The sequence below is a fragment of the Salinivibrio proteolyticus genome, from assembly GCF_001996165.1.
Lineage (GTDB): Bacteria > Pseudomonadota > Gammaproteobacteria > Enterobacterales > Vibrionaceae > Salinivibrio > Salinivibrio proteolyticus.
In genome coordinates this window covers 13,892-28,274 of record NZ_MUFP01000003.1, presented here as the reverse complement: position 1 = coordinate 28,274, position 14,383 = coordinate 13,892, and the positions used below count along the sequence as shown (strand labels likewise).

The window sequence follows — 14,383 nt, the reverse complement described above, 5'->3', positions numbered from 1 at the left end:
CGTCGTTTATGGGCTACAGCTTAAAGCGGCTGATCTCTTGCTCGAGGCTATGAGAAAGCTCGGATAACGTCGCGGCTTGACGCGCGGCTTCATCCGCTTCGGTCGATAGCTCATTGGACACATCGCGAATGCCCTCTGAGTTACGGGTGATCTCCGCGGTGACGCTCGATTGCTCTTCCGCTGCCGAGGCAATTTGGGTGGCCATATCGCTAATTTGGCTCACCGCCGCGACAATCTGGCTCAAGCTTTCGTTCGCCGCGCTAGCATCTTCGACACTGGCATGAGCACGCTGCTGGCTGTCTTGCATCATGGTCACCGCGCGACCGGTTGCCTGCTGCAAGGTATCAATCATCTGCTGAATCTCGGTGGTTGAAGCATGAGTGCGCTGGCTTAGAATCCGAACCTCATCGGCCACTACCGCAAAGCCACGGCCATGCTCACCGGCGCGTGCTGCTTCAATCGCGGCATTCAACGCCAGCAGATTGGTTTGCTCGGCCACTTCTTGAATGGTCGACAAGATGCTAGTAATGCTATGCGCATGCTGGTCGAGCTCACCAATCACACCGGTCGCCGCTTCCACTTCACGGGCAAGCTCGGTGATCGAGTGCTTACTTTGCTCCACTTGCTGGCCGCCATCGTTGGCGACGCTTTCAGTCTCTTGGGCGGTGCGCGCGGTATTATCGGCATTGCCGGCAATATCTTGGGTCGCCGAGGCCATTTCATGAATAGCGGTCGCCACCATATTGATTTCATCTTGCTGATGACCAATCCGGGTAGAGCGCTCTTCGGCTTGTGCTGCGGTTAGCTCGGCTTGTTGCTTGAGCGAGCCAGACAGCTGGCGCAAATGCGACACCATAGTGTGCATTTTGCCGACAAAGCGGTTGAAGTTGTTGGCGAGTTTGCCAATTTCATCATTGCTGTGTGGCTCAAGGCGCTGGGTTAAATCCCCTTCACCGGAGGCAATTTCTTCTAGCGCGGCGGATACATTGAGCAAGTCACGGAACAACACGTGCATCAACCACGTCACGGCACCGGCCACCAACAAAGTGATCACCACCGCGGTTAGCACCAGATTGAACAAGGTATTACGCTGGCTGGCGTATTCGGTGCGCTTATCCAGCTCAATGGCCAGTACCCAATCAGTGTTAGGAACCGAGGCAAAATAAAACAGTTTATCAACCCCATCGACAGGCAGTTCCACCAGCGATTGCTGTGCCAACGCCTGACGCACGCGGTTTTCATTCAGCTCAGGAGACAAGCTGCGATACGGTTTTAGCAAGCGCGCTTTGTCTTTGTGGGCGAGGAAGGTGCCATCGGCGCCTAACAGCATCGCGTTCGCATTTTTGCCCACTTTTAATTGGGTCACGTCACGGATCAGCTGGTCAATCAACACATCTGCGCCCACCACACCGATTAATTCGCCGTTACGACGCACCGGCTCGGCCAAGGTCACCAACATCGCACCGGTAATCGCATCACTGTAGGCGGTGGTAATAATCGGGCTACCTGCACTCACGGCTTGCTTGTACCACGGGCGGGCGCGAGGGTCATAATCATCGCGGTTGCGTTCTGGGCGCGAGCGATACATGGCGCCTTGGGGAGTACCATAATAGATATCGTCAAACCCACCGGCCTCACGCGCTTGCTGTAAATAGCTCACACGATGGCTACTGCTGGTGTAATCGGTAAAGGCACTGGTGATATCAGCACGGATTTGCACCCAACCGCTGATCGACTCGGTCGCCGCATCGGCGATACCACTGACGCGGCTATAGATGCTCGACTGGGTTTGGGCTTGAATTTGGCTTACAGCAAGCCAGGTGAGAAAGGCGGCCATCAGCAATACAGCAGATAAGCATGCCCCAATTAATTTTTGTTTTAGTGATAACTGCATGGGAACGGCTCTCAAAGCAACGACAGGTTAATTCCAAACTCCCCGATAACCGAGGTAGCAATAGTGAACAGCCGTCACCCCGTCCCTAGGGTACCGCGAGCCCATCCTGCGCGTCGCGGGTTCACAGCGCCGGATAATTTTTATCCGACATGGCAAGCGCGCGCTAATGTAACAGCGCGCAACAAAGATTGCCATTTTTTAGACAAAAAACAGTCAACTAGAGAATATTTAGAATAAAGATCACATAAACCAACCATCGCTTATGATAGGCAGTTTGTTGCAAACAACACAAAAGCAAACATCTGATCTCGCTTGAGATAAATTTGAATTTGGGCTGGTGGAGAGGAGGTTTATAACGGACAGCTCCCTTTTATTCAGTTGTTCAGCGGCAAGTTTGCCAAGCAATACGACGTTGGCGGGGTCATTACTTGATAGACTTTTCATCACTCGGACTCTTGTAAATCAGCGATAAAAGCTATCGTTCAGGAAAACCTAATCGTTCATAATATAGTCACCTCCATCAGAGGCTTGCTGCTGTACAAAGTCCCATTTAGCAATAAAGGGGCTCATATCGATTTGTTCAAGCACCGAAAATAGCTTCTGATACCAAAACGCCCACTCCTTTCTTTTCAGTGTATCTATCGATTTGGGGCGTGCTTCATCTCGTATTCTCATTTCAAGGTGTGCTTGATCCATTGGGCTAATTTCATCTTCAATGATTGCTTCCAGCGAGCGAAACTGGCCTTCCACTCGATTTCGTATTTCATAAACCTCGTCCCACGTGTCGAGCTTGTTAAGAAGCTCATCATCACGTGTTGCCCACCTAACTTTGATAGTAGGCTCAGGATCTCGCAAGTTTTCAAATTGTATTGAAATCAATTCTTTCGCTTCTTCATTGAATGGATAGAAGGTAAGTCGCTCATGACCATCTGAATCTCTGAATAAATCCTTTGCTTTCTTGGCGTCTTGGTTGCAGACATCGCATAAAGGGATCAGATTATCTGGGTGAACAGCAAAAATAGGGTATTTGGACTTGCAAAGCTGATGATCATAATCAGCACGCCACTGATCTCCATCTACCACTCCAGCCCTAAAAACAGCAAGCTTCTCCATCCCACAAGCCTTACAAACATTTCCATTAACAGCATGTGCGCGGAACGCATTGAAGTGAGACATAATGTCACTACCACCAGATGCTGCAATTATTGGCCCCAAATCTTTCGTTGCGCAGTACAGATGAGTTGCCACTTTTTTCAAAGCAACAAAGCAAGGTTGTGGAAGAAAGAGAAGGAGATCTCTGTTCGGGGCTGTGAAAAAGTCTCTCATGTTTTGCTGGTCACGCATTGCTTCGAACAGTTGTCGTTTAATCGCTTCTCCTGATTGGTTTAAGGCAATAAATAGCTTTTCAAACTTATCCCTCGTTAAGTCTTTTGTTGCTCTAGCATCGTTCTCTCTCGCGTTATCCCAGCAAGATTGACCAATATCACCTTGAGTGAATAGGCCTCGATCAAAGTCATTCTTATTTAGTGAATGTTCAAGGAAGTGTAACAGTTCAGCATTCAACAGCCTGAACACCTCGAATTTAGGTGTGTTGAGTGATAAACGAAATAACATTACTGGCTTAATTTCCTAATCAAATAAGCTTTTTCTGCTGATAACCCTAGGTTCTGCTCTATCCATTGTGCGGCGTGACTATCGCCACACTTTAGCTGCTCTCGGATTTCATCTATCACACTCTGAGAGATGAGTGAGCGAAGCTCAAACAGGTCTTTAATCAATACATCAAACGAAGCACCATAGGTCTCATTTCTTGCCATGTTCATATCTATCGAACCGTTTTCAGAACGATGAAATTGATAGACATTACTTCTCTTAAGTGAAGAAACCATAAAAGGTGAATGGGTCGATATGAATAGCTGACCTTTCTCATTATCTTCGCCTACAACACCTTCTACAAAAGAATGGAAGTATGTGCGCCAGGATGGATTGAGGTGAGTTTCCGGCTCATCAAGTAAAAACAATGCTCTACTGTCTTTGTAGATATAACCTACGGATAAAATCTGAATCAGCTGAGCTTCACCGTCGGATAAGTCATCAAATTCTATACACTGATGACCGTCCGTCAACTTGAGCGATAGAACGTGAATTGGCGACTTCCACTTCTGTGGTCTTTTTGCTGAACGGTCGAAATTATCTTGTCTCAGCTCGCGCTTGGTTTCACCCTTCCAAAATTCTGCCGCCAGAAGGTGCAAGCGATATAACTTCTCAAATAATACTTGTGAAGTAAAAAAGCTACTTTCCAAAATCTCTTGCACACGATAGTCACTAAAATCAATCGTGATTTCGCCCGCTAGGTAGTCCAATTCGAACTGGTTAAAAAATTCTTCTGAGGTTTTACTCACTCTCGGTAACGGCTGAAAGCTACAGGATGGACTATCAGCTAAACATTCAATCAGCTTGGCGATGTCCAATAGTGCACCCGCATCGTGAGTGAATTTGCGCAGATCATAACGAAACGTAACGGAATGAATTTTGTTGAAGCGCTGTTTGCCTTGCCAAACGCGCAACTGCACTTCTTCTGGCAACATTCCCATGCTTGCCAACATTAAAGCAGTCGTATCTTGGTCAAAATATTTAAGACGTGGGAGAGGGGTAGCCCTCAGACCAATATCGGTAATATCTGCTACTGTTGAGCCTTGTGGTAAGTGTGGAAATATTGATGGGTATCGTGTCTGATAGTAATTATATGCCTCTGAAGATTGACGACCAATTAAATCGATATCCTCTTCGGTTAGGTACTTCCCTTTTTCATCTCGAGATTGATTGATTGAAGATAGTCGTCGTTCCCAAGCTCGCCTAGCATTCATTACGTCTAAGTATTGCACCGTATTCTTCATGAAAGCACGCTGCAAGTTCTCGTTCAAACCTGATGAATAACCAATAACTTGGCTTGGTAAAATCTGTTCTTCTATCCCTGAGCTTCCGTCACTATCCAGATCAATCAATATGTCATCGCAATAGATAGTTACAGCACCTTGTTCATTAATGTTGACAGAATAACGGTTAACGTGATCTTCAGAGTCATAGGGTTGATTGGTATAACAAATTTCGATGGCCAGTGATGGGAACCAATTGCGACATTTAAAATCTTTGCGTAAATCACGCTCTAAATAGCCAAATATTTCCGCCACTAACTCAAGTAACTGCGATTTACCAGAACCGTTGAGACCGATTAATGCAACGATGTTTCCCTGAGTTCGAGAGAAATCAAAATGCTGATCTTTAAGCCCTTTGTACTGACCGTTCAGCTTTAACGAGAGTAACTTCACGAGTGTTATCCTTTACGCTTGCGTCATCACCCCGCGCTTATGAGGAAATGATTTACCACGCAATGTGGTAAGATAGTGCTTGAATTTTTTCTGGGCTGTCCACTATACTAAGCGCAAGTGGATTGGGAGTGCCCGGTCGGCGTCGGAACCTCGGTGAGTATCATCGAGGTTTTTCGCTATCTGGAGGCTGGTAAACTTAGTACAGCCCCTCTCAAATACTACGGAAAATGCTTTAATCCCCATTGGTCATAGCCTTGACCAACTGCACATCGGCCACCTTCACAGTAAAATTTCTTCTGCAAGATATCGAATGCTTGGTTTACCTGAGCTGGGTAGATTACATGCCTACCAATAGGTCTTGCCACTAAATCTGCCAACTGTAACCCAGCCGAGTTTGAAGTCTTCGACGCCATGCGGATCTTAAAGGGAAAATCTCGCTGGTACTTGTTTTCACCATCGCAGATTCGGCGAAATTCCAACTCGAGCTCGTTGTCTTCCTTCTTGCCTCGGCACTCTACGATGACATGAGTCTCAAGCTCTTGCTGACCTTTTTCTGTCACCAGATCATACAAAGTCTCTAAGCAGTGCTTGAGAGCAATATGATAAGGGTTACCCATTTCTTCAGGGTTACGTATCTCATTCTTCTCAATCACACAAGAAGCCAAGATAAAATTACTTTCGTCAATGATTTCACTTAAACGACCTAGGAATTGATTTTTGTCCGCTCGATTTTTGAATGTGGTGAAATCACCTTTCTCTTTGCGGATTTCATGCTCATGTAAAATCACCAAATCGTGGCCAAAGTAGTCAAACTTAAGCTGTTGAAGTTGGGGTACAACGTTAGATAAATAGTGCCCTTTATAAAAAATGCAAAACGCCAACACGAAGACAGGGTAATCCTGATCGATAGATGTCAGGCTATGGTCACCACTTTCATCAACATAAACGACAAAGTCACTAAAGCCGCGCTTTTGACCAATCAGCGTCTCTTGCTCGCTTCGCTGCGGGTTCTCAGTCATGCGTTAACTTTCCTTTTTTTACGTTTAGGCTTCACAGCAGCCCGCTCAGCTTTGATTTTTTCAAGCAATGCCTCGGCAGAGTTCTCGCCCGATATTAGCTCAGGATTGTCTTTGCGCCATTGCTCAGTTAGCTCACCACGGAAAGCTTTGGCAAGGATAGACTGTGTGAGGTTGTTAACACGCTCTAGAGCTTGGTTGACTTGTTGTTCGGAGGCATCTGCGCCAGCAAAGAGCTTTTCTACACGATTGACGATTTCTTGCTGTTCTTCTAGTGGGGGCAACGGGAGTGGCAAGGATTGCACAAAGCTCTTATTCAAAGCCTTCTGGTTATTACCACCACCAACTCTTCGTGTCTCTTCATATTGCTTTGTCAAAAAAAAGTATAAAAACTCTGAAACTGCAAAACCTTTAGGTACTCGAAGTGCCGCCGTGTTTTGATTATGACAAGCCTCTATATCAAGTATTGCAACCTGTCCCCTAGTTTTTCCCTGCCCAATCATCGCTAGCATAACTGTACCTGGAGGGTGTAGGTTAGTAGAAGTATTGTTAAGCCCTGATTCTGTGATTGTCTCTTTGGTTGATGAAATCCGGCAAAAAGCAACCTCTGAGCTGCTTACCCAATGAATACCACCATCCCAATAATCATGGTTACTGCGACTAGGCGTTGCACCTACATGCACATCAAAAACATGCCCGATTTTAGTATCTAACCATGTATCTGGTAGTCCGTCTAAAGCTTCAGTCTCATGCAGCTTCAATTTTGGAAGTCGTTTTCCACTGCTCTTATATTGCTCTGACCAATAGGCTCCGACTTCGCTTAATTCAATTGGGTCCAGCGAAGGATTCTCTGCTCTCCAATCCTCCGTCAACTTCCCACTAACTGCAGCAGCCAACACCGATTGACGGAACTGCTTAAGCGTTTCGAGCGTACTATCTAGTCGAGCTTTGGTCGCTTCAACTTGCGCTAGCAGGTTGCCCAACTTTTCGGCAATGACTTTTTGTTCAGCTATTGGAATCATCGGAGCATCAAAGCTTTCAACAAAGGCTCTTGGTACACGTCGTAGGCCAACTGCCCCAGTCATATTTGCCGCACCATCATTCGCAAATTTTTGTGTTTTGATTAGCGCAAATAAAATCTCAGGCAAGAAGTAAGGAGTATGAGGTCTTAAGACATAAAACTCCGAGCTTCCTGCACCTATACCATTGGGCAACCCATCAACAATAGCTGCTTTACCATTTTCAAAACAAGGTGTTACCTTGGCAAAGAGAACATCTCCGTTTTGAAAGTTAGTGTAAGACTTCTTGATTTCTTTCCAGTATTTCTCTTCATAACGCAATGAATCAGAAAATGAAACCGGAGCTAAGGCCATTGGTACAAAGCCAGATGTTGTATCTGGTTCTGCATCTATTTTTTTGGGATTAACTTGGGCTACATCAGAGATTGAGCAAGCTACCCAGTCAGATGGAAAATTAACTTCTGACATGACTATACTTCCTCGCCAAGTTCTGCAAGCAAGTTGTCAATTTCAGCCAAAGCATCATTCAATTGTTGCTTGGCTTCTTTTGCCAACACACTAGGCTCAGGAAGACTTGAGGCATCGACACTGTCCTTGTCCTTTAGCCAGCTAATATCAAGAGAATCGCCTTTGCTTTGACGAATCCAATCACGGCTAAAGCAACGCCAGCGGCTGTGAGCTAAATCGTTATCAACGTGTTGGTTTTCTTCGCTAGCGGACTTGTCGACTTCAATTTCAAACGCATCGAATGACCAATCCCCCTCTTGGCGCGGACTTTGGCCATTGGCATCTTCACCATAGACCTTTTCGAAAGGCGCAAGATGGCTGTCATTAAATGGATTGCGTTTACCAAAGCTAGGCATATTGGTACGAAGATCGTATACCCACACATTCTCTGTGCAGTTTTCCTCTTGCAACTTGTCCTTTGCGCTGCCTTTGGTGAAAAAGAGCACATTGGTTTTAACTCCTTGGGCATAGAAAATGCCGGTTGGTAGTCGCAAAATAGTGTGGAGGTTGCATTTGTTCATCAGGTCCCGACGAACATCCGTTCCGACCCCTGCTTCAAACAGCACGTTATCAGGCAATACCACTGCAGCGCGTCCACCCGGCTTCAAATTGCGGTAGATATGCTGCAAGAAAGCCAGTTGCTTGTTGCCCGTTGGGTAGGTCAAATCATCGCGAGTAATCGACGCCTCACCGCCTTTGCTGGTACCAAATGGTGGGTTGGCCAGAATTACATCCGCTTTTTCTAGGTTTGCACCTACCTGACCTAAGGCGTTCCCTAAGTGAACCACGCCTTCATCATCACCTTCCATGCCATGCAGCAAACAGTTCATTAATGCTAGGCGACGCGTCGACGGTACAAGCTCCACACCAATCAATGCTTTGTTCTTTTGAAACGCCTGCTGCTTAGCATCGAGATCGAAATAATCATCAGTCAGACCTTTCATGTAGCGGTCAGCGGCAATTAAGAAGCCTGCTGTACCGGCTGCAGGGTCTTGAATCACTTCTCCTGGCTGAGGCTTGATACAACGTACCATAGAGTCAATTAGCACTCTTGGTGTGAAGTATTGCCCTGCACCGGATTTAGTTTCATTGGCATTCTTTTGCAGCAAGCCTTCGTATAGGTTGCCAAGGCCATCTTTTTCATCGCTAAACCAATCTTTAATCTGGTCGAGTGATTTAACGAGCTGCTCTAGATGGCGAGGCTCGCGCAAACGGGTTTGTGCATCGGCATAAATCGCACTAATGAGCGGATCGGTGTCTTTAGAGAGGTCGAGCAACATTTGCTTATAGTGGTTGAGCAAGTTAATGCCTGATTTACCGTTCAAATCCGTCCAGCGACAACCTTCTGGCAAAATATGCTTATCCAATATTTCGGCTTCGGTATTCTCGTGCACCATCTTAATGAACAGTAGCAGTACTAGTTCAGTTACATAGTCGGAGTAGTTGATACCGTCATCGCGCAGCACGTCACAGAGGTTCCAGAGTTTTTGTACGATATTATCGTTAGTCATTTTGTTTCCTAATTCTCTTTCTTAACTCATCGATAAGATGCGCCAAGTGATTTAAATGGTTGCTGATTAACTGGCGCTTTGTACTGGCCACATAGCTTCACTCAGCTCAGCGAGTACGGTATCCAATTGGTTTACCAAAATTTTATCTAACTGCTTGGCGCCACCATGATCGGCAAAACGTTGGTTAACAAACTCACGGTCGACAATCACTTCATGCACAAGCTGTTTGGCAAGTCGGTCAAGCCATTTGCGCTGTGCTGGTGTCCACTGATGATTGGTGTAAATCCGATCCATCGCCTGAGCGACACGTTGTTCAAATGGTACTAATGGCTCACCAAAAGCCGCTCGGCGAATATGGCCGATGATACTGGCTGCAATATCTTGGTTGGTTTGGTTGCGTACCGCGCTTTGTAGTTTCGCCTCGGCATATCCCGCGCCATCAAGAAGTAAGCGCACATCCTTAAGCTGCTCTCGGGTTAGATCTCTTGGCTTGTTTACCACTACCGATAATGCAGCTGATTGATTTAACTGCTCTTTGATGAATTGGTTAAAACTATCAAGGTAATCTTCCGGACGCTGGTAAGCGCCATAACTTTGAGTACGGTCTCGGATTTCATCTTCGTGGTTGGAAATCAAAGGTTTACGTTCGCTGCCAATCAGCAACGATACCTCGGCCAATTGATTTAGCAAGCCACTTTGCTGGCTCACAAACTGCGCAGCTTGTTTGGGGCCTAACTGATGCAAATATTTGTGTAGCATCTTAGGCTCTACTCCCCATAATTCCTGTAATTCACCTAACTTTTCTTTCAATTCTGGTGTTGATTCAGATTTTTTCTCGGCCTTACGCAATACACGCATGAGTTTTTGACTCAGTTGGCTAAGAATGACATCCGCATGTGATTCACCTTGCTGCTCTCCTGGACTATTTAGTGCTTTATCCAACGTTTCTGGATCCGTCAACTCATCAACAAGTTGTTCAATTGTGACATTCGGATCTTTCACCAAAGGCTTCATGGTGTTGACTTCACTCAGCGCGGCGTAAATATCTACCGGATCGTAAATGCGGAATACAGTCTTGCCTATCTCATCGCAACGACGAGTAGCACGCCCGATCATCTGCTCATACAAAATCCGTGACTTTACGCGACGAAGAAAAACAAGATTAGCTATTTTCGGTACATCTATACCTGTCGTCAGTAAATCGACCGTAATAGCAATGTTCGGATAGCGCTCATTTTTGTATTGGCGAATGAGCTTATCGACTTTGTCACTTTGGCCAGTAATCTTAGCTACTGCAGCTTGATTATATTCTCCGTTGTAAAGCGCTTTAAATGCCGTGTCTAACAGACGTTTCACCATATCGGCATGTAGGTCCGTGGCACAGAAGATCATGGTTTTTTCGTCACCGAATGGGTCAAGTTCCTGTACCAGTTGCTCACAGATGACTCGATTAAAGTTCTCATTGATCACTCTGCGGTTAAACGCATCAACCTCAAACTTTAGTTCGTCGTCCAGTTCTGATGATTCAACCTCACCTGTTTGGGTGTTGATCGCAGAGACTTGGGCTCCTTTTTCAAAGGCTATACCCTTTTGAGTCAGCAGCGTTTCGTAACGAATCGGCGGCTCATGGTCGATCAGCCAGTCATCGGCGACTGCTTCGCGATAGGAATAGGTGTAAACAGGCTTACCAAATATCTCACTGGTATGCTTCGCTGGAGTAGCGGTTAAACCAACTTTAACAGCATCAAAGTAATCGAGTACTCGGCGGTAACTTGAGAGATACTGACTGTTATCTCGAGTAGCTAACTCTCCTTCAGTCATTTCTTGATCTAGGGTGTAGCCTCGGTGCGCTTCGTCAACAATGATACAGTCAAATTGGTCCATTGGCGGTGGGTTATCGCCCATAAATATACGCTTCACCATCGCCTGAACGGTGGCCACTTGCACCCGAGTTTCAGCTTCAGCGGCCATATCACCTAGCTCTGCAACATTATAGATCTTGGATAAGGTTTGGTTTTGCTCCAGTGGTGCTTCATTGAATGAATCGATTGCTTGCTGCCCCAAAGCTGTTCTATCAACCAAGAACAAGATACGCTTGAAACGCTCTGCTTTTAAGAAACGATACATCAAACCAATGATGGTTCGTGTTTTTCCTGTTCCCGTCGCCATCGCCAGTAGCGCGCGACGAATGTTTTGAGCTAATGTGTTTTCTACCGCCGCAATTGCTTTTTCTTGGTAATCACGCAGCTTTAGATACGCAAAGCCTTCTTGCTGTAAAACTTGCTCCGCCTCTTGTTTACTCCGTTTCAACAAGTCAATTAAACCATCAGGCGTGTGGAACTGCTGTAAAGCACGCTTAGTATTACTAAAGTCACGCACATCACGAAACCAAGTCCCAGACTGCTCCGCAAGCTGTGGGATATATGGGCGACCATTGCAGGAGTAGACGAATGGTACTTTGTAGTGGCCATCGAGTTCATCTGGCCATGCCACCGTTTGTTCCTCAACTTCCCACGCACCTTGCATTTGACCCTCGAGCTGAAAACCTTTGCTATAACGCTCTGCTTGAGGAATCTTACCCGCGACATTAGTGTTTTCTTTTTTTGCTTCTACCACAGCGATTGGTATTAAGCCATGGAACAGCAAATAGTCTGCTCTGCCGCCTTCAGCGTGATATTTTGTTGGCCATTCTGCAATCGCCTTATTAACACCTTTTTCTGGGCGAGCACCATTTTGATAGGTTTGCTCTTGGCTATCCGCAGACCAACCCGCTTCCATGAGCTGTTGGTCAATCAGAATACGCGTTAACTCTTCGCTTAAAACAATATGCTGGCTTGCTCTGCGTGCATTAGCACTTGCTTTCTGTTTCTGAGCTGCCGAGGCTTTTTCATCCTGCAACTCTAGCTTTTTCTGAAGAGCCCGCAGTTTGGTTTCGTATTCTTTTTTCTGTTCAGCTAATGCCAGCTCGTGTTCTTTGGCTAGCTCAGCAAGTTGTTTGGACTCTTCATCCATTGCTAAAGCCAACGCTTCAAACTCTACTTTTTCTTGCTTGATTAAGTCATTCAGTTGTTTGCTGGAATCTAACTCTATATTGGCATTGGTGAGATCCGTTTTAAGCTTCTCAATTTCAGACTGAAGTTGACGCAGTTGGGTACTGGGATCCGAGGGCGGGATGAATGGCCCTGGTTTAAAACTTGAGCCTTGTTTGCCAAAAGATTGATGAAACCAAATCGCGAGAGCTCTAGCCACCTTAAGGCCGTCAAGAGCTTCTCGGTGTTGAGTTCGGAACTGGTGAGTCGCTTTGTTGCCTTCGATGCGGAGGGTATGGAAAAGTTCGCGTATAACTGGTTCTAACCTCAGTTCACGATTAAGACGGAATAAGAGATCGGCTTGGGTAGTCTTCTCATCAAACTCAATACCAGTAAGTACTGCAATGTGTTGTGCCAGAGCTTCCCCTAGCTGTCTGAGTTTGATTAACGTTGTATTCGGATCGCTTGAAAAAACACGCTCTGCCCCCGACGCGAGCTCAACAAAAAGTGGGTCGTGTTCTTCAAGAAAGGAAAAACCACTTGCGTGTTTTATATCCATAAGCTATCCAGATCCGTTATTTAGCAACGCCAAACATATTAACACGAATAAGTTTTGCCAGTAGATGACCGATGATTAACTATTTGAACTGATCAAGCTTCTACTTGATTGATGTTTATATAGCTTAAGCCATTCGACTAATCCTTCGGTTGTGAAGATGATGAGATCAACACTACCTATTGATACTTCCTTGCTATTACTTAATGGTGAAAGCCTTTACGAGCCATATAGGCGTTGTTGAATAAAAGAACCCTCCTCTAACGAAATACTGTTCGAGCCTAAAAGCCTATCTCAAACGCCGCTTTATTGTCACAGCACATTCACACATACTGCCCGGCTACCCAGCCGGAGCTCCAGGCCCATTGGAAGTTATAGCCGCCGAGCCAGCCGGTAACATCTAGCACTTCACCGATAAAATACAGGCCGGGAATATCTCGCGCTTCAAGGGTTTTCGAGGAAATTGCGTGGGTATCTACCCCGCCAAGCGTCACTTCTGCGGTGCGGTAACCTTCAGTGCCGTTTGGAGCAATGGACCACTGGTGAAAGTAGTGATGAAGTTGATCGAGCTGTTTGTCATCGAGCTGCTTGAGCGGTTTATCCGGCAAGCTATCGCGCGCAATCAAGACCTCGACCAAGCGTTTGGGGAATAGGCGAGACAGTGAGGTTTTTAAGGTTTGGTTGGGGTGCTTATCACGCATCGCCACCAGCACGTCTTTTAGCGACTCACTGGGGAGTAAATCGATGGTGACCGCTTCGCCCGGCTGCCAAAACGAGGAGGTTTGCAATACCGCCGGTCCCGATAAACCGCGGTGGGTAAAGAGCAGATTCTCGGTAAAGCACACCCCAGACTCAGTGGTGATCGAACATGGCACCGACACCCCGGAAATATCGGCAAAGCGCGTTTTGTCTTCTTGGTGCAAGGTATACGGCACCAAGGCGGCGCGAGTGGGCAGCACTTTTAGACCAAATTGCTCAGCAAGCTGGTAACCAAAGGGGGTAGCGCCAAGCTTGGGCATCGAAAGGCCGCCCGTGGCGACTACCAACGACTGGCAGCGTACCGGCTCACCATTGAGTTTAAGGCAAAAGCCGGTTTCTTCTTGCACGATATCATGCACTTCACAGCGATAGCGTTGACTGATGGTGGCTTGGTCGCATTCAGCCAAGAGCAGGTTAACGATATCTTTGGCGCTGTCATCACAAAATAGCTGGCCGTGGTCACGCTCGTGATAGGCCACACCATGGGTGGCCACTAGGCCAATAAAGTCCCATTGGCTGTATTGCGCCAATGCGGATTTGACGAAGTGCGGGTTCTCACACAAGAAGTTATTGGCGGTGACGTCATAGTTGGTGAAATTGCAGCGCCCGCCGCCAGAGATCAGGATCTTGCGGCCCGGTTTTTTGGCATGGTCCACCACCAAAACACGGCGGCCACGTTGGCCAGCTTGTGCCGCACACATCAATCCTGCCGCACCGGCGCCAATCACAATTACATCATACTCAGTCACACGCTTACCTGTTT

8 protein-coding genes are annotated in these 14,383 nt (G+C 46.6%); all 8 read right to left on the bottom strand.

What is annotated here, in order from left to right; translation table 11 throughout:
- Nucleotides 1-13: 13 nt before the first annotated feature.
- The 8 genes from BZJ19_RS02400 to BZJ19_RS02365 all read right to left on the bottom strand — a co-directional run bounded on the left by BZJ19_RS02400 (nucleotide 14) and on the right by BZJ19_RS02365 (nucleotide 14,369).
- Nucleotides 14-1,894, bottom strand: coding sequence for a methyl-accepting chemotaxis protein (locus tag BZJ19_RS02400; RefSeq protein ID WP_077674510.1), 1,881 nt, complete (start codon nucleotides 1,892-1,894; stop codon nucleotides 14-16).
- Between the two features lie 492 nt (nucleotides 1,895-2,386).
- Nucleotides 2,387-3,508, bottom strand: a complete 1,122-nt coding sequence (locus tag BZJ19_RS02395) for a hypothetical protein (protein ID WP_077674509.1) — start codon at nucleotides 3,506-3,508, stop codon at nucleotides 2,387-2,389.
- Nucleotides 3,508-5,223, bottom strand: coding sequence for an AAA family ATPase (locus tag BZJ19_RS02390; protein WP_077674508.1), 1,716 nt, complete (start codon nucleotides 5,221-5,223; stop codon nucleotides 3,508-3,510). Before BZJ19_RS02390 ends, BZJ19_RS02395 begins: the two co-directional genes overlap by 1 nt.
- 218 nt (nucleotides 5,224-5,441) lie before the next feature.
- Entirely contained in the window at nucleotides 5,442-6,242 is an 801-nt protein-coding gene (locus BZJ19_RS02385) for a DUF3800 domain-containing protein (RefSeq protein ID WP_077674507.1), read from the bottom strand.
- Complete coding sequence (locus BZJ19_RS02380) at nucleotides 6,239-7,726, bottom strand: restriction endonuclease subunit S (protein ID WP_077674506.1); 1,488 nt, start codon at nucleotides 7,724-7,726, stop codon at nucleotides 6,239-6,241. The genes BZJ19_RS02385 and BZJ19_RS02380 overlap by 4 nt, the downstream gene beginning before the upstream one ends.
- Before the next feature lie 2 nt (nucleotides 7,727-7,728).
- Nucleotides 7,729-9,276: a type I restriction-modification system subunit M gene (locus tag BZJ19_RS02375; protein WP_077674505.1), complete on the bottom strand. Its 1,548-nt coding sequence runs from the start codon at nucleotides 9,274-9,276 to the stop codon at nucleotides 7,729-7,731.
- Between the two features lie 66 nt (nucleotides 9,277-9,342).
- The gene (hsdR, locus tag BZJ19_RS02370) at nucleotides 9,343-12,864 is read right to left on the bottom strand and encodes a type I restriction-modification system endonuclease (RefSeq protein ID WP_077674504.1); all 3,522 of its coding nucleotides are present in this window, start codon (nucleotides 12,862-12,864) and stop codon (nucleotides 9,343-9,345) included.
- Nucleotides 12,865-13,184: 320 nt separating this feature from the next.
- On the bottom strand, nucleotides 13,185-14,369 hold the full coding sequence (locus BZJ19_RS02365; RefSeq protein ID WP_077674503.1) for a BaiN/RdsA family NAD(P)/FAD-dependent oxidoreductase: 1,185 nt from the start codon (nucleotides 14,367-14,369) through the stop codon (nucleotides 13,185-13,187).
- Nucleotides 14,370-14,383 lie beyond the last annotated feature (14 nt).